At 65.6% G+C, this 22,095-nt stretch carries 18 protein-coding genes; 4 read left to right on the forward strand and 14 right to left on the reverse strand.

Annotation, left to right across the window (positions count from 1 at the left end):
* Nucleotides 1-55 precede the first annotated feature (55 nt).
* From E7811_RS03795 to ccrA, 3 genes are all read right to left on the reverse strand, one after another.
* Nucleotides 56-1,597, reverse strand: coding sequence for an ATP-dependent DNA helicase (locus tag E7811_RS03795; protein WP_136393237.1), 1,542 nt, complete (start codon nucleotides 1,595-1,597; stop codon nucleotides 56-58).
* A gap of 45 nt (nucleotides 1,598-1,642) precedes the next feature.
* On the reverse strand, nucleotides 1,643-1,843 hold the full coding sequence (locus tag E7811_RS03800; protein ID WP_136393238.1) for a hypothetical protein: 201 nt from the start codon (nucleotides 1,841-1,843) through the stop codon (nucleotides 1,643-1,645).
* Nucleotides 1,844-2,009: 166 nt separating this feature from the next.
* Complete coding sequence (gene ccrA / locus E7811_RS03805) at nucleotides 2,010-3,302, reverse strand: crotonyl-CoA carboxylase/reductase (protein ID WP_136393239.1); 1,293 nt, start codon at nucleotides 3,300-3,302, stop codon at nucleotides 2,010-2,012.
* A 396-nt stretch (nucleotides 3,303-3,698) separates the two neighbouring features.
* Between ccrA and E7811_RS03810 the strand changes: the two genes are divergently transcribed.
* Nucleotides 3,699-3,905 (forward strand): cold-shock protein, encoded by a 207-nt coding sequence (locus tag E7811_RS03810; protein WP_008028299.1) that lies wholly within the window; start codon nucleotides 3,699-3,701, stop codon nucleotides 3,903-3,905.
* A gap of 120 nt (nucleotides 3,906-4,025) precedes the next feature.
* Here the strand turns inward: E7811_RS03810 and E7811_RS03815 are convergent, their stop codons facing one another.
* The gene (locus tag E7811_RS03815) at nucleotides 4,026-4,463 is read right to left on the reverse strand and encodes a hypothetical protein (protein WP_136393240.1); all 438 of its coding nucleotides are present in this window, start codon (nucleotides 4,461-4,463) and stop codon (nucleotides 4,026-4,028) included.
* 178 nt (nucleotides 4,464-4,641) lie between these two features.
* Between E7811_RS03815 and E7811_RS03820 the strand changes: the two genes are divergently transcribed.
* On the forward strand, nucleotides 4,642-5,562 hold the full coding sequence (locus E7811_RS03820) for an alpha/beta hydrolase (RefSeq protein WP_136393241.1): 921 nt from the start codon (nucleotides 4,642-4,644) through the stop codon (nucleotides 5,560-5,562).
* Entirely contained in the window at nucleotides 5,559-6,308 is a 750-nt protein-coding gene (locus E7811_RS03825; RefSeq protein WP_136393242.1) for a class II aldolase and adducin N-terminal domain-containing protein, read from the forward strand. The genes E7811_RS03820 and E7811_RS03825 overlap by 4 nt, the downstream gene beginning before the upstream one ends.
* A gap of 18 nt (nucleotides 6,309-6,326) precedes the next feature.
* Here E7811_RS03825 and E7811_RS03830 read toward each other — a convergent pair whose 3' ends face one another.
* The 6 genes from E7811_RS03830 to E7811_RS03855 form a co-directional block, all read right to left on the reverse strand.
* Nucleotides 6,327-7,145: an alkaline phosphatase family protein gene (locus E7811_RS03830; protein WP_342773330.1), complete on the reverse strand. Its 819-nt coding sequence runs from the start codon at nucleotides 7,143-7,145 to the stop codon at nucleotides 6,327-6,329.
* A gap of 11 nt (nucleotides 7,146-7,156) precedes the next feature.
* Nucleotides 7,157-8,794, reverse strand: coding sequence for an ABC transporter ATP-binding protein (locus E7811_RS03835; RefSeq protein ID WP_136393244.1), 1,638 nt, complete (start codon nucleotides 8,792-8,794; stop codon nucleotides 7,157-7,159).
* The gene (locus tag E7811_RS03840; RefSeq protein ID WP_136393245.1) at nucleotides 8,787-9,605 is read right to left on the reverse strand and encodes an ABC transporter permease; all 819 of its coding nucleotides are present in this window, start codon (nucleotides 9,603-9,605) and stop codon (nucleotides 8,787-8,789) included. The genes E7811_RS03835 and E7811_RS03840 overlap by 8 nt, the downstream gene beginning before the upstream one ends.
* On the reverse strand, nucleotides 9,602-10,558 hold the full coding sequence (locus tag E7811_RS03845) for an ABC transporter permease (RefSeq protein WP_168732962.1): 957 nt from the start codon (nucleotides 10,556-10,558) through the stop codon (nucleotides 9,602-9,604). Before E7811_RS03845 ends, E7811_RS03840 begins: the two co-directional genes overlap by 4 nt.
* A 7-nt stretch (nucleotides 10,559-10,565) precedes the next feature.
* Nucleotides 10,566-12,149, reverse strand: a complete 1,584-nt coding sequence (locus E7811_RS03850) for an ABC transporter substrate-binding protein (protein WP_136393247.1) — start codon at nucleotides 12,147-12,149, stop codon at nucleotides 10,566-10,568.
* A gap of 101 nt (nucleotides 12,150-12,250) precedes the next feature.
* Nucleotides 12,251-14,263 carry a CocE/NonD family hydrolase gene (locus E7811_RS03855; protein ID WP_136393248.1) on the reverse strand — a complete coding sequence of 671 codons (2,013 nt, stop codon included), beginning with the start codon at nucleotides 14,261-14,263 and terminating at the stop codon, nucleotides 12,251-12,253.
* Nucleotides 14,264-14,387: 124 nt separating this feature from the next.
* Between E7811_RS03855 and betC the strand changes: the two genes are divergently transcribed.
* The gene (gene betC, locus E7811_RS03860) at nucleotides 14,388-15,893 is read left to right on the forward strand and encodes a choline-sulfatase (RefSeq protein WP_136393249.1); all 1,506 of its coding nucleotides are present in this window, start codon (nucleotides 14,388-14,390) and stop codon (nucleotides 15,891-15,893) included.
* Nucleotides 15,894-16,110: 217 nt separating this feature from the next.
* Here the strand turns inward: betC and E7811_RS03865 are convergent, their stop codons facing one another.
* The 4 genes from E7811_RS03865 to E7811_RS03880 all read right to left on the reverse strand — a co-directional run bounded on the left by E7811_RS03865 (nucleotide 16,111) and on the right by E7811_RS03880 (nucleotide 22,094).
* Complete coding sequence (locus E7811_RS03865) at nucleotides 16,111-17,736, reverse strand: GMC family oxidoreductase (RefSeq protein WP_136393250.1); 1,626 nt, start codon at nucleotides 17,734-17,736, stop codon at nucleotides 16,111-16,113.
* 110 nt (nucleotides 17,737-17,846) lie between these two features.
* A complete protein-coding gene (locus E7811_RS03870; RefSeq protein ID WP_246020202.1) occupies nucleotides 17,847-18,647 on the reverse strand; it encodes a carnitinyl-CoA dehydratase in 801 nt (266 codons plus the stop codon).
* Between the two features lie 3 nt (nucleotides 18,648-18,650).
* On the reverse strand, nucleotides 18,651-20,642 hold the full coding sequence (locus E7811_RS03875) for an acetate--CoA ligase family protein (protein ID WP_136393251.1): 1,992 nt from the start codon (nucleotides 20,640-20,642) through the stop codon (nucleotides 18,651-18,653).
* Between the two features lie 288 nt (nucleotides 20,643-20,930).
* On the reverse strand, nucleotides 20,931-22,094 hold the full coding sequence (locus E7811_RS03880) for an acyl-CoA dehydrogenase family protein (RefSeq protein ID WP_136393252.1): 1,164 nt from the start codon (nucleotides 22,092-22,094) through the stop codon (nucleotides 20,931-20,933).
* Nucleotide 22,095 lies beyond the last annotated feature (1 nt).

Raw genomic sequence — 22,095 nt, forward strand, 5'->3', positions numbered from 1 at the left:
CGGGCTCCTTGGGTGACGCGGGCAGATTAGCGGCAGGCGGAGGGGTTGGAAAGGGTCACTCCCCCTCATCCCCGGCAGCCAGCGACAGGGGCGCGGGCTGCGCCTGCGCCTTCAGATCCTCGATCCCCAGCGGGCGATGCGGCCGCGCCAGACGGTTGCGCACCACCCAGAACAGCCGCCGTTCGGCGCGGGTGATCGCCACATAGGCCAGCCGTTTCCACAGCGGCAGGCCCGCCTCGCTGCGCCCGGCCTGCGCCGCCGCCCAGATGTCGGGGGCAAAGACCTGCACCTCTTCCCACTGGCTGCCCTGCGCCTTGTGGATCGTCACAGCCGCGCCATGCAGGAAGGCCGCCCCCATCCGCGCGGCCGAGGGGATGAAGGGTTCTTCCTCGTCCGGCTTTTCGATCTTGATGATCGAGGCGGCGCTGACCTGCGGTTCCTCGGCACCGATCACATGCAGGCGGGCGAACCCGTCGCGCGTGCCCGGCCCCATGTAGATCACCTGCGCGCCCTTGATCAGGCCGCGCGCCTCGAGATCGATCCGTTTCTTGCGGTGCTTCAGCGGCAGTTCGATCCCGTCGCAGATCAGCGGCTCGCCGGGCATCAGTTCGAATTCGGGCGCACCATGGGCCGCGCGGAAGGCCGTGATCAGCCGCACGCGGGTCGTGTTGCGCCAGACCAGCACCGGGGACCGGGCCATCATGTCGCTGTCGACCCGTTCGGCCCAGACCACGCGGTCATCCCGCCGCGCCGCATCCTCGACCATCCGCTCAAAGCTTTCGAACCCAAGCGCCGGATCGGCAAGCGCATGGGCCAGATCGAGGATCGGGTTGTCTTCGGCCTGACGGTGGATGCGGTTCAGCATCAGCTTGCAGGCCTCGCCCAGCCGGTCGAACACCATCTGCCCGGACTGCCCCACCGGGGCCAACTGCGCCGGATCGCCGAACAGGACCAGCGTGGGGAAGATTTCGCGCAGATCGTCGAACTGGCGTTCGTCAAGCATCGAACTTTCGTCGACAAACCCCACATCGAGCGGTTCCTCGCGCCGCTTCCATCCCTTGATGAAATCGCTGCCCCGCAGCCCCGCAGCCGCCAGCGCGCCGGGGATCGACGGCACCTGGTCATAGAACGCCTTCGCGCGGTCCAGCGCCTGTTCGGTCAGCCCCTCGACCTCGGGCCGGGGGCCGTTGCCCGCCAGCCAGTCAGCGATCTTTTCGTATTGCGGATCATAAAGCGGCGTATAGAGGATGCGGTGGATCGTGGTCGCAGGCACCCCCCGCATCCGAAGGACGCTTGCCGCCTTGTTGGTGGGGGCAAGGATGGCCAGCGTGCGGCGGTCCTTGCGCTTGCGGCCCTCGTAATCGCCGGAAATCACCTCGACCCCTGCGGCCACCATCGCCTTGTAGAGGCTGGCCAGCAGCATGGTCTTGCCCGATCCGGCCTTGCCGATCACGGCCAGGACATCCGTCTTGCCCTCGGTCGGCGGGGTCAGCGCTGCCTCGAGAAGATCGACACCGTTGCGGCGCAGCAGGTCGGCCACGCGGTCCCAGGCTTCGGCCTGATCGTCGGAAAAGGTCAGCGCGTTCGTCGCCTGCATGGCGCGACCCTAGTGCATCGTTCCGGCAGAGGCGAGGGTGAAAGCCTAGACCGGGCGCCGCCAGCGGCGTTCGAGGGTGACCGGATCGAAGGCATCGGCGCCGAGCCCGTCGTCCTCGGCCACTTGGATCTCGTCGCGCGCAAGCGTCAGGGTCCGCTCCACCTCGGCTGACAGACCCGGCATGCCGTTGTCGCGCGCATAGGCCGCAAGATCGGACAGGACATCCAGAATCCAGTCATGGCGCATGGAACCTCCGGCAAGATTGTTTTGGAATCAGAAACAATTCTCGTAAGAGCCTGACGATTGGCGCCAAGTCGTCAATAGATACTCCGGAAAACGCCGGGCAAAGGCCGCAAACGGCAAGAAACCGCCGCATCGGATGCGGCGGTTCCCTGTGGTCTTTCATGCAGGATCAGCGGTTGCGGCTGGCTTCCAGCGTGTCTTCGAAGGTCCGAAGGCCGGTGTGCGGCGCCTGCACCAGAACGGCCATGTTGCCGGGCTTGTGCTGGTTCTTCCACATCAGCGTGTGTGCCTTCGGAATATCGGCCCAGGGGAAGACCTCGGACATGCAGGGGTCAAGCCGACGTTCGATCATCAGGCGGTTTGCGGCGCTGGCCTGCTTCAGATGCGCGAAATGCGACCCCTGCAGGCGCTTCTGATGCATCCACATGTAGCGCACGTCGAAGGTGCAGTTGAACCCGGTGGTGCCCGCGCAGATCACGACCATGCCGCCCTTCTTGCAGACCAGCGACGACACCGGGAAGGTGGCTTCGCCCGGGTGTTCGAACACCATGTCGACGTTCACGCCCTTGCCGGTGATGTCCCAGATCGCCTTGCCGAACTTGCGGGCCTCTTTCAGCCATTCGTTGTATTCGGGGCTGTTGACCTTGGGCAGTTGGCCCCAGCACTTGAAATCGTTGCGGTTGATCACGCCCTTGGCGCCGAGGCTCATGACGAAGTCGCGCTTGGTCTCGTCCGAAATCACGCCGATCGCATTGGCGCCGGCGGTGTTGATCAGCTGGATCGCATAGGAACCCAGACCGCCCGAGGCACCCCAGACCAGAACGTTCTGGCCCGGCTGCAGGTCATGCGGCGCATGGCCGAACAGCATGCGGTAGGCGGTGGCCAGCGTCAGCGTGTAACAGGCCGATTCTTCCCAGGTCAGGTGCTTGGGGCGTGGCATCAGCTGCTGCGCCTGCACGCGGGTGAACTGCGCGAAGGACCCGTCCGGCGTCTCGTAGCCCCAGATCCGCTGGGTGGGCGAGAACATCGGATCGCCGCCGTTGCATTCTTCGTCGTCGCCGTCGTCCTGGTTGCAGTGGATCACGACCTCGTCGCCGACCTTCCAGCGCTTGACCTTGTCGCCCACGGCCCAGACGATGCCTGCCGCGTCCGACCCGGCGATGTGATAGGCGGCCTTGTGGCCGTCGAAGGGGCTGATCGGCACGCCGAGGCCCGCCCAAACGCCGTTGTAGTTGACGCCCGCGGCCATCACCAGAACCAGCACCTCGTGGCTGTCGATCTTCCAGGTGTCGACCACCTCGACCTCGAAGGACTTCTCGGGTTCGCCGTGACGTTCGCGGCGGATCGCCCAGGCGTACATCTTCGAAGGCACATGGCCGAGGGGCGGCATCTCGCCCACTTCGTAAAGATCTTTCTTCGGCGCGTCATAGGCGACGATTCCGGGATTCGTGTCCAAAGCCATCCGGCCCTCCTGCATCTGATGCCGCGCCGCAGAATCGGCGCCGTTCGGAGGCTAGGAATACGCAGCCTGCGCAAGATTGCAATAGTGCGAGTGTCCATTTTGTAATTTTATGTCCGCCGCGTTGCAGCGTGAGCGCCACCTGCCCTTCTGCCCACAACTGCGGACGCAAGCCTTCCTGCCCGGCCCCGCGACCGGGCGGAGGATGCGCCTTTTGCCTTGCGTCTTGCGGTCCGGGGCGATTTTCCTTGCTTTTCTGGGGGCGAGACCCCATATCGGGGCTGCGACGTTATCTCTATCGACCACTGTCTCCCTCATACGGCCACAGCTATCGATCTTGCGCTGACGGGGCCGGGCCGCTGCACTTCCGCAGGCGGCATGCAAAAAGGAGACATCACGATGGCCAAAGGCACCGTGAAATGGTTCAACGCCACCAAAGGTTTCGGTTTCATTGCCCCGGAAGGCGGCAAGAAGGACGTGTTCGTTCACATCACCGCGCTGGAACGCGCCGGCATCCGCTCGCTGGCTGACGGTCAGGCCGTGACCTTCGACATCGAAGCCGGCCGCGATGGCCGCGAGTCGGCCACCAATCTGGCTCTGGCCTGATTGGACGCCGCCGGGTTCGCCCGGCGCGGCAACCACACGGAAAAGGGGCGTGCCGATGGCACGCCCCTTTTTCATGTCACCGCAACGGTGAAATCAAGATTACGGTAATCCAGGTTACGCTCAGGCAGCGATGCGCCACATCACCCGGTCACGCAACCCGTGTTCCAGCGCAACGCGCAGCGACACCGCCGAAAGGGGCGCACGCAGGCGGATCGCCTCGGCCCGATCATTTGGGAAGGCCTGTTCGCGGCAGTCTTCCGAAATGATGATTACGGGAATGCGCCGACGCAGATCTCCCAACCGGCGCAGATTGCGTTCGAGGTCCTCGACCTGTTCGCCGGACGCGACACGAACGACCAGAAGGGCGTAATCGGCCGGGTCGTCGATGAGGGCGGACATGGCGGTGAAGACATCCCCGACCGGGTCCACGATAACCCCCGCCAGCGTCAGACGCTCAGCGACCTGATCAACACCTTTACCCGCCGTTCCGGCAAGGATGGCGCGAATCCCCAGACCGACGAGGGCGGCATCCTTTTCGAAGATCGGAGAGAATTCCATGTCTCACTCCATCACCAAAACACCTTCCATCAACCATGATTGCCGATTGTGGCCGGAATGGGGGCAAATCCGGGCATTTCACACCCATCGTCGACAATGAGACCACATTCGGGCCATTGCCCGGCCCGGCGCGCTGGCGCAGTATTCCCCTGCCCGTCCCCCTGCGATGGAACAAGGAATGACCCTGCCCGATTACCAGGCCCTTATCGACGCCGAGACCTGGGCGTTCATCCGCGAGACGGAAAAATGGTATCCGCCCGATGCCATCGGGATGACGATCGCGGAACAGCGCGCGGTCTATGACCGGATGTGCCGGGCCTTTCATCGAGGCACGCCCGAGGGCGTGTCAACGACCGATCGTGCCTTCGGGGGCGTGCCCTGCCGCATCTACGAAAAGGGCGCGGGAACCGTGACCGTCCTCTATTTCCACGGCGGCGGTTTCGTTGTCGGAGGGCTGGAAAGCCATGACGATGTCTGCGCCGAGATCTGCGCGGCCACCGGCCTGCGTGTGGTTTCGGCCGATTACCGGCTTGCCCCGGAACACAAGCATCCCGCCCATTTCGACGATTGCCTTGCCGTCACCCGCGCGGTCGCGGCGGAATACGGGCCGCGCCTTGTTCTGGCAGGCGACAGTGCGGGCGGGGCGCTGGCGGCCTCGGTCGTACACGCCACGCGGGGCACGGGCCTTGATGTTCTCGGGCAGGTGCTGATCTATCCCGGCCTTGGCGGGAATCGCGACGCGGGCAGCTACCTGACCCACGCCCATGCGCCGATGCTGACGCGCGAGGATGTGCTGTTCTACGACCGCATCCGCCATGACGGCCCGCCGCCGCGGAACGATCCAACCGCCGCCGTCCTGCAGGACACCGACTTTGCCGGGTTGCCGCCCACGGTCGTGATCGTGGCCGAATGCGACCCTTTGGCCGACGATGGCCATGCCTATTGCGACCTCATCCGCACCGCGGGGGGCAGGGCAGAATGTGTCGTCGAACCGGGGCTGGTTCACGGCTATCTGCGCGCGCGGCGCACCGTCACACGCGCGCGCGACAGTTTCGCTCGCATCACCGCCGCCATCGCCCGCATGGGAGGAACCGCATGAACGCCCCGACCCCGAACCTGACCCATTGGGCCGAACGCACCGACATGGCCGCCGCCTTCCGCTGGACGGCGCGGCTGAACATGCACGAATCGGTGGCCAACCATTTCAGCCTTGCGGTGAACGAGGATGGCACGCGCTTTCTGATCAATCCGAACGGTCGGCATTTCGCCCGCATCCGCGCCGCCGACCTGATCGAGATCGACGCGAACGATCCCGCGACGATGGACCGCCCCGACGCGCCCGATCCCACGGCCTGGGGGCTGCACGGTTCGATCCACCGGGCGCTGCCGCATGCGCGCTGTGTGATGCATGTCCATTCGATCCACGCGACCGTTCTGGCCAGCCTCGCCGACAGCCACCTGCCCGCGATCGACCAGAACAGCGCGATGTTCTTCGGCCGTCATGTGGTGGACGATCATTACGGCGGCATGGCGTTTGAAGAAGAGGGCGCGCGCTGCGCGGCCCTGCTGGCCGACCCGCAGATCACCACGATGATCATGGGCAATCACGGCGTGCTGGTCGTCGGGCGAACCGTGGCGGAAACCTTCAACCGGCTCTATTACTTCGAACGCGCGGCCGAAACCTACATCCGCGCGCTTCAGACCGGGCGGCCCCTGCGCATCCTGCCCGATGCCATCGCCGAAAAGACCGCGCAGGAATGGGAAAGCTATCCCGGTTTCGCCAATGCCCACCTGCGCGAGATCCGGGCCCTGCTGGACGCCGAAGGCGACGATTACGCGGCCTGAGGCCCGTTCCCGCCGCCGCTACCCTGCCAGGAACGGCGCCGCGCGCATCGTTTCGGGCACGGGCACGCCCATGCGGGTCAGGATGGTCGGGGCCAGTTGCAACTGGTCCAGAAGCACATCCTTGCCGGGGCCCTCCGCATCGCCGAAGTAATAGAGCGCGAAGTCGCGTTGCAGGTCGTCCGCGCCGCCGTGATGGCCGCGCGCGTCCTGCCCGTGGTCAGCCGTCACGATCACCTCGTATCCCTTGTCGCGCCAGCGCCGGACAAAGGGCGCAAGCTGGGCGTCCAGCGCATAGCAGGCATGGTCCATTTCCTGACAGTCGTGAAAGAAGCGATGGCCCATACTGTCCAGCGTGCATGTATGCAACATGCCGTAATCAATGCCATGTCTTTCGCAAAGACGGGTCAGCGTGCCGAACAGGTCGACATCGGCCGGGGTCGCCTGGTTGATCAGGTTGTAGCCATACATGGTGTGGAAGCGGCCATGCGTGATCGGCCCGCCGGGTTCGTCGTATTCGATGTCGCGCACCACGTCGAAGGGCGCGCGGTTGAAGAACTCCGACCAGAAGCTGTGCGCCACCGCGCCGGTCCTGCCCCCCGCCCCCGTCACGGCGGAAAAGATGTCGGGGAAGTCGAGCCGCCGGATCGCCTCGTTGCCCCAGACCTGCGTCACCTGCGGCGGCAGGCCCGTGTGGATCGACGCATAGCAGGTGGCCGAGGTCGACGGCAGGACCGACCGCATCTTCCACACCCGCGCCTCGCCATGGGCGACAAAACCTTCGAGGTTGCCAAAGAGCCGGCGCCAGTTCCGCCACGGAACGCCGTCGATGATGATCAAGAGAAGCTTTCTCAATTCCCGGCACTTTCCATCTTGCGATGTTCCAACACCTGTTCCAGCCAACCCAGTTCCATTTCGGGAACCGAGGACAGCAGAAGATCGGTGTAGTCGTCGAAGGGGGGCGCCAGAACCTGACTTTTCGGCCCGTAACGGACGACCTGCCCCTTGAACATCACCGCAATCCGGTCGGCAATGGCGCGGACGGTGGCAATGTCATGGGTGATGAACAGATAGGCCACGCCCTCGGCCGCCTGAAGGTTCAGCAGAAGCTTCAGGATGCCGTCGGCCACCAGCGGATCAAGCGCGCTTGTCACCTCGTCGCAGATGATGAGCTTGGGCTTGGCGGCCAGCGCGCGGGCGATGCAGACACGCTGCTTCTGCCCGCCCGACAATTCGGCCGGATACCGGTCGATGAAGCCGCGGCCCATCTCGATCTGGTCCAGCAGTTCCTGGATGCGGACGCGCTTTTGCTCGCCCGACATGCCGAAATAGAACTCCAGCGGCCGGCCGATGATCGTGCCGACGGTCTGGCGCGGGTTCATCGCCACGTCAGCCATCTGGTAGATCATCTGCACCTCGCGCAGATCATCCTTGGAGCGGGCCTTCAACTCGCGGCTCAACTCGCGGCCGGCAAAGGTGATGCGTCCCTGCGACGGCGGCAGAAGCCCGGTGATCGCTCGCGCAAGCGTCGACTTGCCCGAACCGCTTTCGCCTACGATGGCCAGCGTCTGCCCCGGCGGCAGGTCCACGCTGACATTCTTCAACACGTCGAAATTCGTGCCCTTGTAGCGGGCCGTCACGTTCTGGACGCGCAGGACGGGTTCGACAGAGGGGTCCTTTTCGGCGTGTTCGATCCCCCGCACGGACACCAGCGCACGGGTGTATTCCTCGCTCGGGCGGGTGATGATCTGTTCGGTCGTGCCGTATTCGACCATCTTGCCGTGACGCAGCACCATGATGTCATCGGCCACCTGCGCCACCACCGCAAGGTCATGGGTGATGTAAAGCGCGGCCACGCCGGTTTCGTGGATCGCCCGCTTGATCGCCGCCAGAACATCGATCTGGGTGGTCACGTCAAGCGCGGTCGTCGGTTCGTCGAAGATCACCAGATCGGGTTTCGGGCACAGCGCCATCGCGGTCATCACCCGCTGCAACTGCCCGCCCGACACCTGGTGCGGATAGCGCTTGCCGATGTTTTCGGGGTCGGGCAAGCCAAGCTGGCGGAACAGGTCGACGGCGCGCGCCTCTGCCTCGGCCCGTGGCATCAGGCCGTGGGACAGGCTGGTTTCGATAACCTGTTCCATCAGCTGCTTGGCCGGGTTGAAGGCCGCAGCGGCAGACTGGGCAACATAGGTCACCTCGTGCCCGCGCAGGCTGCGCAATTCGCGCATCCCCGCCGTGCGGATCTCGCGCCCGTTCAGCAGGATCTGCCCCCCGGTCAGCCGGACACCACCCCGGCCATAGGACATGGCCGAAAGCCCGATGGTGGATTTGCCCGCGCCGGATTCCCCGATCAGGCCAAGCACCCGGCCCTTTTCGACCGCGACCGACACGTCATCCACCAGAACCACGTCGCGCGGGGGTTCGCCCGGCGGGTAGGATGTCGCCTCGATCCTGAGGTTGCGGATATCGAGCAGCACGTCAGCCACCGCGCCCTCCTTTCAGGCTAGAGGTCCGGTTGAGGATCCAGTCGGCCACAAGGTTGACCGAGATCGCAAGCGTCGCGATGGCAAAGGCCGGGATCAGCGCGGCGGGGATGCCATAGACGATGCCCTCCTTGTTCTCTTTCACGATGCCGCCCCAGTCGGCCATCGGCGGCTGGACACCAAGGCCGAGGAAGGACAGGGTGGAGATGAAGAGAACGGCGAAGATGAACCGCAGCCCCATTTCGGCCACCAGTGGCGACAGGGCATTGGGCAGGATCTCGCGGAAGATGATCCAGCCCTGCCCTTCACCGCGCAACCGTGCGGCCTCGACATAGTCCATCACGGTGATATCGACCGCCACCGCGCGCGACAGGCGGAAGACGCGGGTGGAATCCAGAATGCCCATGACGAGGATCAGGACCGGCAGGGTGACCGGCATCACCGACAGGATCACCAGCGCGGAAATCAGCGAGGGGATCGACATCATCAGATCGACCGTCCGCGACAGGATCTGATCGACCCAGCCGCCGCGCACGGCCGCGGTGAAGCCCAGGACCGAACCGAGGCTGAAGGACAGAAGCGTGGCCGCGGCAGCGACAAAAATCGTGGTCTGCCCGCCCCAGATCATCCGGCTCAGCAGGTCGCGCCCGATCGTGTCGGTTCCCAGCCAATGGGTCGAGGACCACGGCTCCCAACTGTCGCCGACGACCTCGGCCATGCCATAGGGGGCGATCCACGGCGCGAAGATGGCCGCGCCGAAATACGCCCCGGTGAAGATCAGCCCGATCAGGGCGGCAAGGGGAATCCGTCTCATTTCGGGTGCCTCAGCCGCGGGTTGGCGAGGATCGAGATCACATCCGCCAACAGGTTCAGACCGATGTAGACGGCCGCAAAGACAAGCCCGCAGGCCTGAACCACCGGCACGTCACGCTTGGCCACGTGGTCGACCAGATACTGGCCCATGCCAGGATAGACGAACACCACCTCGACCACGACGACGCCCACCACCAGATATGCAAGATTCAGCATCACCACATTGACCACCGGCGCCACCGCGTTCGGCAGGGCATGGCGGGCAATGATGGTGAATTGCGACAGGCCCTTCAATTCGGCCGTCTCGACATAGGCCGACTGCATCACGTTCAGGATCGCCGCGCGGGTCATCCGCATCATGTGGCCAAGCACGGCCAGCACCAGAACGATGACCGGCATGGAGATGGCGTAAAGCCGTTCGCCAAGCGTCATCCCGTCATAGACCGAGGCGATCGACGGGAACCATTGCAGCTGCACCGCAAGGAAAAAGACGGCGATATAGCCCACCAGGAATTCGGGCACAGAGATCGTCGCCAGCGTGACCCCGGAAATCAGCTTGTCCGGCCAGCGGTCGCGATAGCGGACCGAGATCAGGCCAAGGACGATGGCCAGCGGCACGGCGATGATCGCCGCCCAGAAGGCGAGGAACAGCGTGTTGCCCAGGCGTCGGCCCATCGCGGTGGCGATGTCCTGACCGTTCGACAGGGCCGTGCCCAGATCACCCTGCAAGACGCCGGAAAGCCAGTTGAAATAACGTGTCACCGGCGGGTCGTTCAAACCCAGCTCGGCGCGAAGATTTGCCAGCGACACCGGTGTCGCAGACTGTCCCAGAATCGATTGCGCCACGTCGCCGGGCAGGATCTGCGTGCCGACGAAGATCAGCACCGACGCAGCGAGCAAGAGAAGGATGCCCAGCGCAACGCGCTGGACAACCAGTTTCAGGATGGGATGCACCATCGGATCAGGCGAACCAGGTCTTGGCCGTGGCCCAGCCGCCCATCATTTCATAGTTCGGATCCTTGACCCACCCGGCGACCTTTTCGCTGCGTGCGTCGATGAAATCGTTGAACATCGGGCAGATCACGCCGCCGTCATCGTTCAGGATTTCCGAGCACTTGGCATAAAGTTCGGTCCGCTTGGCGGTGTCGGTTTCGGACCGCGCGGCAAGGATCAGCGCATCCAGATCCGGGTTGAAATACTTGGTGTCGTTCCAGTCGGCGGTCGACAGATAGGCCGTCGACAGCATCTGGTCCTGCACCGGGCGACCGCCCCAGTAGCTGGCGCAGAAGGGCTTCACGTTCCAGACGTCCGACCAATAGCCATCGTCCGGCACACGCTTGATTTCCAGCGGGATGCCGGCGGCCTGCGCCGACTGCTGGAACAAGGACGCCGCGTCGACCGCGCCGGGGAAGGCGCCATCGGACACCAGCAGTTCGATCGGGCTGCCATCATGGCCCGAGGCCTTGTAATGCTCGGCCGCCTTGGCCGCGTCATATTCGCGCTGCGGCAAGGGCGTGAACAGCGGATAGGCCGCGTTGATCGGAGTGTCGTTGCCGACGCCGCCGAAGCCATCAAGGATCTTGTCGACCAGTTCCTGACGGTTGATCGCCCACTTCAGGGCAAGGCGCAGGTCCTTGTTGTCGAAGGGCGCGGTGTTGCAATGCATGATGAACACGTAATGCCCGCGGCCCGACACGTTCTCGACCACGACGCCCGGCGCCCGGCCCAAAAGCTTGGCCACTTTCGGGTCGATCCGGTTGATCAGATGCACTTGCCCCGACTGCAACGCCGAGGTCCGCGCGGTGGCGTCGTTGATCACGATGATCTCGACCCCGTCGTAATGGCCGCGGTTCGCGTCCCAGTCGTTCGGGTTCTTCTCGAACACATAGCGCACGCCCGGTTCGGCGCTGACCAGCTTGTAGGTTCCCGTGCCGATGGCGGCGGTGGGGTTGTCCATCCCGCCCTTGGGCTGAATGACCAGGTGATAGTCCGACAGCAGATAGGGAAGGTCGGCGTTGCCGGTGGCCAGCTTGAAGACCACGCTGTCGCCATCTGCGGAAATGTCCGCGATGCCCTGCATGATGCCCAGCGCGCCGGATTTGGAGTTTTCGTCCGAGTGGCGCTTGAACGTGGCAACCACGTCATCGACCGTCATGTCGCTGCCGTCATGGAACTTCACGCCCTGACGGATCTTGAAACGCCATTCGGTGCCGTCGGCGTTGGACTCCATCGCTTCGGCGAGGCGGAACTCGATCTGCCCGTCGGGGGTGACATTGACGATGGTGTCGCCCCATTGACGGTTGACCGCGAAGGGCACCGGGCTGTCGGCCAGACCGGGGTCGAGCGTGTCGGTCGTCTCGCCGCCGCCCAGACCCATCTTCAGGACGCCGCCCTTCTTGGGTTCCTGCGCGCGGGCTTCCGACCCCATGACCGAAGCGCCGACCGCCGCCGCGACGCCGAAGGCCGCCGTGCGGTTGAGGAAGGCGCGACGGTTCATGCGCATTTCCTCGATATGGTCGATCAGTTTCGCCAGATCGTCTTTCATTTCCTTCTCCCTGAGGTTTTTTGTTGACTGTTGAATCAATGTTGGACCATCCCACCCCGTCGGGACAACCCTTTTTTCGCGGCCATCCGCAGATTTGACCGTCAGACGAAGCGCCTTGGCACGGATTCGGAATAATCGCGCGCGAAGACCAGCTTTTCGCCCTCGTAGGCTTCGAGCCGCCCGGTGAACAAAAGCGCCTCGCGCGTGGCGGTCATCGTGCTGGACGACCGCGTCACGACCTTCCATCCGTCCCGTTCGAAATGCTCAGTCCACTCGATTTCCGTCTTTGCAGACAACGGGTTGCCCGGTTCGATGCTGAACCGCTCGACCATCGCGTGACCGTTGATCAGACCATGCGTCAGGTTTTCCGCAAGACCACCGTGATCCTCGACGACAAGGCTTGTGCGCCCCGACAGAAGGTCGCGTTCGATCCGCCGTGCGGATGACCCTGCGGCAACCACGCGGTGGCGCCAGGCGGGCGCGGCCTCGGGCGCGGGCGGTTGCCATTCGTCGGCCACAACGCCCGGATGAACCGGCAGGTGCAACCGGCCTTCGAGGATGGTCAGTTCCGCCTCTTCCGGGCTGGGCCAGAGGAAGGGCCAGTAGGTCGTCGACAGGGCGATTCGCAGCCGGTGCCCCGCCGCCAGCCGGTAGCCGCACAGGTCGAGTGTCACCTCGGCGTCGAAGGGCACGCCCACGGGCACGTCCGAGGGCGTTTCCATGCTGTCGCGGTGGCACAGGTTCAGCATGCCGTGGCAGATCCGCACGGAACGGCCATCGGGCGCGACATCGCAGAGCCGCGCCACGACAAAGGCGCGCGGCCGGTCCGACTGCAGGCGCAGGCGCAGGCGCGGCTGGCCCAGAAGCGCCAGAGGCTCGGCCAGCGCCGCGGTATCAAAGCAGACCGACATCGCATCGTCGCCCGACTGGTCGCCGGGCAGTTCCGCGTTCAGCCCCATCGGAAAGAACTCGCCTGCCGCAAAGCCCAGATCCTGCGGCGTCTTCAGCCTGACCTCCATCGGCGCGGCCCGCCCCCCCAGGACGCCCCCGAAAGCGCCCCCCGGCGCAAGCTCCAGCACCTCGTCCCGCACCCGCGGGCTTGGCCAGGCCGCTTCCGTCACCCAGTGCCCCTTGCGATGGGCGATCGAGGCATCGGGCGCTTCGCTGTCCAGCATGTAGGCGCGCAAGCGCGGCCCTTCGGCCACGCCGTTCTGCACGCCCTTCAGCCAGCAATCCCACCACCGCACGGCCTCTTGCAGAAAGCCGATCGCCGGACCCGGCACCGCCTGATGCGGATACTGATGCACCCAGGGGCCCATCAGCCCCTGGACCGGCACGCTCAGGTTGGCCATCAGGTGGCCGACGGTGTTCATGTAATTGTCGGCCCAGCCGCCCACGGACAGGACAGGCACCTGGATCGCCTGCCAGTCCTCGCAGACCGATCCGTGCTTCCAGTAGGCGTCGCGCGCCTGATGCGAGGCCCAGCGGGGTGCGAGGAACGGCTCGGCGTCAAGCCGGCGCATCCAGTCCTCACGCCAGTCGGGGCGCAGGGCCGGATCGGCCGGGCGCGAGGAATAGGACAGCATCACCGCGCCCCAGCCCATATTCTCGCCCAGAAGGCAGCCGCCCTTGAAATGGATGTCATCGGCGAACCGGTCCGTTGTGGAACAGACCGAGATCACCGCACGCAGCGCCGGCGGGCGGAGGAAGGCAGTCTGCAGGCAGTTGAAGCCGCCCCAGCTTTTTCCCATCATGCCCACCGCGCCGCTGCACCAGGGCTGTTCGGCAAGCCAGCGGATCACCTCGACTGCGTCGGCCAGTTCCTGTTCGCTGTATTCATCCGTCATCAGCCCTTCGCTGTCGCCATTGCCGCGGATGTCCACCCGCACGGCGGCATAGCCATGGCCCGCGAAATAGGGGTGCATCCGTTCGTCCCGCGGCAGGGTCCCGTCGCGCTTGCGATAGGGTATGTATTCCAGCACCGCCGGAACCGGGTTTTCGGTCGCGCCCTCAGGCATCCAGATGCGCGCCGAAAGGCGCACGCCGTCGGGCATGACAATGCCGACATCGGGGTGATCGACCACTTTGCACGGGAACTCGCTGACGGTTTTCATGGCATCTCCTCGCATGGGTCCCGACGTGGCGCGTGCTGCCAGATAGCGTCGCCTTTGAAGCAGACCATAAGGCGCAATGCGGCCATCTCTCGCACAAAGGCGACATTCACAGACAGGGACGCGAATGACCAGACCCAACATCCTCATCCTGATGGTGGACCAGCTGACGGGAACGCTTTTTCCCGACGGCCCGGCCGACTGGTTGCACACGCCGAACCTGCGCGCCTTGGCCGAACGGTCGGTGCGCTTCTCGCGCAGCTACACGGGATCGCCGCTGTGCGCCCCGGCCCGTGCCTCGTTCATGTCGGGGCAGTTGCCGCGCCGCACGCGCGTTTATGACAATGCCGCCGAATTCACCTCGGACATCCCGACCTTCGCCCATCACCTGCGCCGGGCGGGCTATCAGACCTGCCTGTCGGGAAAGATGCATTTCGTCGGCCCCGACCAGATGCACGGGTTCGAGGAACGCCTGACGACAGACATCTACCCCGCCGATTTCGGCTGGACACCCGATTACCGCAAGCCCGGCGAGCGGATCGACTGGTGGTATCACAACCTCGGTTCGGTCACCGGCGCGGGCGTGGCCGAGATCACGAACCAGCTGGAATATGACGACGAGGTCGCCCATCACGCGATCCAGAAGCTCTATGACCTGTCGCGCGGCGCCGACCGGCGCCCGTGGTGCCTGACCGTCAGCTTCACCCATCCGCACGATCCCTTCGTCGCGCGGCGCCGATACTGGGATCTTTACAACGACTGCGAACACCTCGACCCGCCCGAGACGATCCCCTACGAAGAGATGGACCCGCAGTCGCAGCGCATCCTCGACAGTTGCGACTGGAAGTCGCTGGAGGTCACACCCGACCACATCCGCCGCGCCCGCCAGGGCTATTTCGCCAACATCAGCTATGTTGACGACAAGATCGGGGAAATCCTTGCTGTGCTTGAGGCGACGCGGCAGGAGGCGATCGTCGTCTTCGTGTCGGATCACGGCGAGATGCTGGGGCGGCGGGGCCTATGGTTCAAGATGAACTTCTTCGAAGGGTCGGCCCGCGTGCCGCTGATGATCGCGGCGCCGGGGCTTGAACCGGGGCTGGTCGAAACGCCCGTCTCGACCATCGACGTGACGCCCACGCTGTGCGACCTGGCGGGCGTCTCGATGGACGAGGTCATGCCCTGGACGGATGGCGAAAGCCTTGTGCCCTTGGCGCGCGGTTTCGACCGGACCAGCCCCGTGGCGATGGAATATGCCGCCGAAGCCTCGATCTGCCCGATCGTGGCGCTGGTCGACGGCCCCTGGAAATACGTGCGCTGCGCGGCCGATCCGGAACTGCTGTTCAACCTGGAAACCGATGTGGAGGAACGGGAAAACCTCGCCCGCGATCCGGCCCATGCCGCCACCCTTGCCCGGTTTCGCGCGATGGCCGAGGCGCGGTGGGATCTGTCGGCCTATGACGCCGAGGTGCGCCAAAGCCAGGCGCGCCGCTGGGTCGTCTACGAGGCGCTACGCAATGGCAGCTATTATCCCTGGGATTACCAGCCGTTGCAGAAGGCGTCCGAACGTTACATGCGCAACCACATGGACCTGAACGTTCTGGAGGAATCGAAGCGGTTTCCGCGCGGCGAATGACGGCTGATCCGGCGGCGCGCGCGTGCCGCGCGCAAGCCTTTTCCCTCGCCTGCGCGGCTTGCGCCGCTCGGCTCGGCGTCTTGGGTATTTGTGTCAGGTTGAAGGGGTTTTTCGCCCTGGATCTAATGCCCGATCCGACCTTTTCGACAGGACCCAGCCTGCGGACCCTTCCGCGGCAGCGCCTTTGACGGGGGTTCGATGCCCCCGGCGAAGGCCCCTAGCTGTGATCGGCGAGGATCAGTTCGGCACCGCGCCAACCCATCAGCATCGCGGGCGCGTTGGTGTTGCCCGCGATCAGGTTCGGGAAGGCCGAGGCATCGCAGACCCTGAGACCCGCCACCCCATGCACCCGAAGCCGCGGGTCGGTCACGCTATCGGCGGCGTCCTGCCCCATCCGCGCGGTGCAGGACGGGTGATAGACCGTGCCCGACCGCAGGCGGAAATCCTCGATCAGCTGATCATCGGTCACGCAATCCGGGCCGGGGCGCAGCTCTTCCTCGACGAGGCGCGAGAAGGCGGGGCGGGATGCGATCTGGCGCAGGAACTTCACCGCCGCCAGCATTTCCTGCACGTCGTGGTTGGTGGAAAAGGCGTTCGCGACGATCCTGGGATGTGCCAGCGGATCGGGCGTTGTCAGATGGATGCTGCCCCGGCTTGTCGGGCGGCAGTTCGACAGGCCGATCGACAGGCCGTTGAACGGGTCGGGCGTCAGGAGCGGGCGTTCGCCCTCTTTTGGGATCAGGGTGGAAAAGGCCTGGAAGTACAGCTGCATGTTCGGGCGCGGCTGGTCCGGCGAGGTGCGGAAGAACCCGCCGCCGTGATTGATCGACTTGGCCAGGGGCCCGCCGCCCGTCAGGAAATACTGCATCCCCACCCAGAGCTTGCCCCACCAGGGCCGAAGGATGGCGTTGTAGGTCGGCACCTTCATCCGCCAGGTGTAGTTGATGCCCTGATGGTCGCTCAGATGTTCGCCGACATTGGGGTTGTGCTGCACCACGGGGATGCCGAGCGCCTGCAGGCGCGCGCCGTCCCCCACGCCCGAAAGCTCCAGCAATTGGGGAGAGTTCACCGCGCCGCCCGACAGGATCACCTCGCGCCGGGCGCGGATCTGACGGATCTGGCCACCCTGGACATATTCGACACCGACGGCGCGCCTCCCCTCGAACAGGATGCGCGTCGCCTGCGCGCGGGTGATCACGGTCAGGTTCGGCCGCCGCATCGCCGGGCGCAGGAAGGCGCGTGCCGCCGAATTGCGCCGTGCGCCCTTGATCGTCATCTGGTAGATGCCCGCGCCTTCCTGATCGGCGCCGTTGAAATCGGGGTTGTGGCGCAGGCCCGTCTGTTCGCAGGCGGCGATGTAGTCCTTCACCAGCGGATGCAGCCCGCGCCGGTTGGCCGAGACGAAGAGAGGGCCACCCGCCCCGCGCCATTCGTCGGCGCCGGCCTCGGTATCCTCCATCGCCCGGTAGGCGGGCAGGACCTCGTCCCAGCCCCAGCCGGGCGCCGCCCTGCCCCATTCGCGGTAATCCTCGGCATGGCCGCGGATATAGACCATCGCGTTGATCGAGGAAGATCCGCCCAGGATCCGGCCGCGCGGCCAGTGGTCGCGCTGACCGGCCAGGCCGGGATCGGGTTCGGTCCTGTAAAGCCAGTTTACCGCCGGGTCATAGAACAGCTTGCCGTACCCCAGCGGCAGTTGAACGAAGAACCGCGCATCGCTGCCGCCGGCTTCCAACAGGGCCACGCTGAACCGGCCGTTTTCGGTCAGCCGGTTCGCCAGCACGCAACCGGCCGATCCGGCGCCGATGATGACGAAATCGGGGGTGATGTCGGCGTTGGTCATGGCAGCCTCGGACCTTGGGTTCGGGTCGCGACCCTATTGCGCGCGAACGCGGCAGGCGCAACGGAAGGCGACGCGAAATGTCGCTTTCCGCCCGCTGCCCGGGCGCACCCTCAGCGCCCCTTCCAGACCGGATCGCGCTTTTCGGCGAAGGCGCGGGCGCCTTCCAGTTGATCCTCGCTGGAATAGAGCCTGTCGACCGTGGGCATCTGGCGCTTGGTGATCCGGTTCAGCGCATCCTGGAAACGCATGTTTTCGGCCTCGCGCACGACCTCCTTGATCGCGGCATAGACAAGCGGCGGCCCGCTTTCCAGAAGCCGCGCCAGATCCCATGCCTTTGCCAGAAGATCGCCGGGCGCGCAGATTTCCTTGATCAGGCCCCAGCGATGCGCCTCTTCGGCATCGAACCAGCGCCCGGTCAGCAGAAGATCCATCGCGACATGATAGGGGATACGCTTGGGCAGCTTGATCGAGGCCGCATCCGCCACCGTGCCCGACCGGATTTCCGGCAGCGCGAAGGTGGCGTTCGACGAACACAGGATCAGGTCGGCAGACAGCGCCAGTTCCAGCCCACCGCCGCAGCAGATGCCGTTGACCGCCGCGATCACCGGCTTGTTGAGGTTGGGCAATTCCTGCAAACCGCCGAACCCGCCCACGCCATAATCGCCGTCAACCGCATCCCCCCCGGCCGCCGCCTTCAGGTCCCATCCGGGGCAAAAGAACTTGTCCCCCTCGGCGCGCAGGATGCAGACCCGCAGGCTGTCATCGTCGCGGAAGTCGCGAAACGTCAGCCCCATGATCCGGCTGGTCACAAGGTCGATCGCGTTGGCCTTGGGCCGGTCCAGCGTGACCTCGAGGATGGCGCCCTCGCGCCGCGTGCGGATCGGTCCTTCGGTGCGCATTTCCATGGCCATCTCCTATCCCTTTCTGATCAAGGCATCCACCGCGACCGCGCCGTCGGGGCGCAGCAGCACGGGATTGATTTCAATCTCTTCCAGCGTCGCATCCCCGGCCATCAGCCGGCCCAGACGCACCGCCATCGCGCCCAGTGCGCCCAGGTCGGGCCGCGGCGCGCCGCGATAGCCGTCCAAGAGCGGATAAAGCCTGAGCCGGGTCAGCGCCTCCATGACCTCGGCCTCGGCGACCGGCCAGACCAGCGTGACCGTATCGGCCAGAACCTCCGCGGTGATGCCGCCCATGCCCAGGGTCAGCGTCAGCCCGTAGACCGGATCGCGGCGCAGGCCCAGAAGCACCTCGGCCACCGCGCCGGTGACCATCTCTTCGGCCAGATAGCCGGTGGCGCCCGGCATCGCGGCCTCGCCCTCCAACGTGGACAGGCCAAGGCGCACGGCACCCGCCTCGGTCTTGTGGGCAAAGCCCAGGCCCTTGAGCGCAAGCGGCGCCGTCAGCCCGCCCGCACGGGCGCGCAGGTCAGCCAGCGTCCGCGCGCTGACGCCCCGCGGCACGGCGACCCCGGCCCCCGCCAGCAGCGCCTTCGCCTCGGCCTCGTCCAGGAGCCGCGTCGCACGCTGCGGCGCCGCGGCGAGCGGCCGCCAGCCCGCGCGCCCGGAAGGCGTCTGCGCCGCCTTCAGCGCCCCCAACGCCGTTTCCAGCCCCATCATCGGCACGCATCCCCGTGCCAGCATCCCGGCCGCGCGATCCTCGTCGAAATTCTCGGGGATCGAGGCCACCGCAAAGGCAGGCTTGCCGGTCGCGGCCTGCGCTGCCTCGATCGCGTCGAGCGCCGGCTGGAACGAGGACGGATCGCAGCGGTCCGGGCGCGGCGGGTCGATGATGAAGATCCCCGCATCATAGCCAGCCAGCATCTCGGTGAAAACGGCCGTGGTGCGCGGCCCGTCGCCCCAGATGAACGTGTGGTAATCCAGCGGGTTGGCGATGGTCACGATCGGGCCAAGGATGTCGCCCAGGGCCTTGCGCTGTCCGTCCGACGGGGCCGGGAACGATATCCCGAAGGGGGCGGCCAGATCCGCGACCAGCCCCGCCTCGCCCCCCGAACAGGAAAGCGAACACATCCGCACCCCAAGTCCGGGGCCGTGGACGTGAAACACCTTCAGCGTTTCCAGCAGTTCGGGCAGCGTGTTCACCTCGGCGATGCCCGCCTGCCGCAGGAACGCGCTGGACGCCGCGCCGCCCCCCGCAAGCGAGGCGGTATGCGAGGCCGCGGCGGTGCGGCTCGCCTCGGTCTTGCCCGACTTGACACAGACGATCCCCTTGCCCGCGGCACGAGCCGCCTCGGCCAGTTCGGCCAGCGCGGGCGCGTCGTCGATCCCCTCGACATACATGCCAAGTGCGGTCACGCGGTCATCGGCCAGAAGCGCGCCCGCAAGTTCCGCAAGGCCCACCTGCGCCGCATTGCCAAGACAGGCGACATAGGCCACCGGCAGCGCGCGCGCCTGCATCGTCAGGTTGATGACGATGTTGGAGGATTGCGACAGAAGCGCCACGCCCCGTTCCACCCGCCGGCCGCCATGCTGGTCGGGCCACAGAAGCGCGCCGTCGAGATAGTTGATGACGCCATAGCAATTGGGGCCAAGGATCGGCATCTCGCCCGCCGCCGCGACCAGATCGGCCTGCAAGCCCGCCTCGCCCGCCTCTTCCCAACCGCTGGCAAAGCAGATCGCCCCGCCCGCACCCATCGCGGACAGCTCGCGCACCACCTCGATCGTGGCAAAGCGATTCACACCGATGAACGTCGCATCGGGCGGCGCGGGAAGATCGGCGAGGCGCGCATATGCCCTGACGCCGCCCACCTCCGACCGCTTCGGATGCACCGGCCAGACCGGCCCGTCAAAGCCCATCTTGCGGCACTGCTCGATGACGTTCCCGGCCCAGCCAGCCCCGAGGACAGCGATCGACTTCGGGCGCAGAAGGCGGCTGAAATCTCTCATCCGCGCCCCCCGTGCCGATGAGGCAGGCCGGGGGCTCTGCCCCCGGACCCCCGGGATATTTCGAGACAGAAAATGGAAACGCCCCGCCGGACATGTGCCGACGAGGCGTCATTTCCTGTCACGGTCATCGGCGTCCCCGCCTGTACCGCATAGCCACGATAACGCGCGGAGGTTAACGCAAGGTGAACTTCGGTGGGCATTTTCTGTCCTCAAATATCCTCGGGGGGTGAATTGGCCGAAGGCCAAGAGGGGGGCAGACAGCCCCCCTGCCCGGCCTGTCGCAGCACCTCAGGCCCCGTGTTCGCGCAGCAGCTGGCGGCTGATGATGTGGCGCTGGATCTCGGAGGTGCCTTCCCAGATCCGCTCCACCCGGGCGTCGCGCCAGATGCGTTCCAGCGGCAGGTCGTCCATCAGCCCCATGCCGCCGTGGATCTGGATCGCCTCGTCGGCGATCATGGCCAGCACCTCGGTCGCCTTCAGCTTGGCCATCGACATGTCGGCCTCGGTCACGCTGCCCTGATCGAAGCGCCAGGCCGCCTCCCATGTCAGCAGTTCGGCGGCCTTCAGTTCCATCGCCATATCCGCGAGCTTGAAGCTGACCCCCTGGAACTTGCCGATCTGCTGGCCGAACTGGCGTCGTTCGGCGGCGTAGCGGATGGCGTGCTGAAGCGCGCGGTCGGCACGGCCCAGACAGGTGGCCGCGACCTGCAGGCGGGTGGCGCCAAGCCAGGTGTTGGCAACCTCGAAGCCCTTGTGCACCTCGCCAAGGATCGCGCTTTCGGGCAGGCGGCAGTTGTCGAATTCCAGCACCGCGTTGGTGTAGCCGCGGTGGCTGACATTGCGGTAGCCCTCGCGCACGGTGAAACCGGGTGTGCCCTTGTCGACGAAGAAGGCGGTGATCAGCTTCTTCCGGCCGCGGGGGGTTTCCTCTTCACCCGAGGCCATGAAGACGATGGCGAAATCGGCGATGTCGGCGTGGCTGATGAAATGCTTGGTGCCGTTGAGCACCCAGTCGGTGCCCTCGCGCCGGGCGCTTGCGGTCATCCCGCGCAGGTCGGAACCCGCGCCCGGCTCGGTCATGGCAAGACAGTCCCATTTCTCGCCGCGGATGCAGGGGTAGAGGTATTTCTGGCGCTGCTCGTCGGTTCCGGCCAGCAGGATGTTCGAAGGCCGCGCGACGCAGGTCCAGTGCAGGGCATAGTTCGCCCGGCCAAGTTCCCTTTCGTAAAGCAGCCAGGACAGGGTATCAAGCCCCGCCCCACCGACATCGGACGGCATGTTTGCCGCATAAAGACCTGCTTCTATTGCTTTTTTCTGGATTTCACGAACCAGATCCATGCGCAGGTGGCCGGTGCGTTCCACCTCCATCTCATGGGGGAAAAGTTCGTTTTCTACAAAGGCGCGGGTCGTCGCGACAATCATCTGCTGTTCTTCGTTCAGTCCGAACTGCATG

The organism is Aliigemmobacter aestuarii, assembly GCF_004799285.1.
GTDB classification, from domain to species: Bacteria; Pseudomonadota; Alphaproteobacteria; order Rhodobacterales; family Rhodobacteraceae; genus Aliigemmobacter; species Aliigemmobacter aestuarii.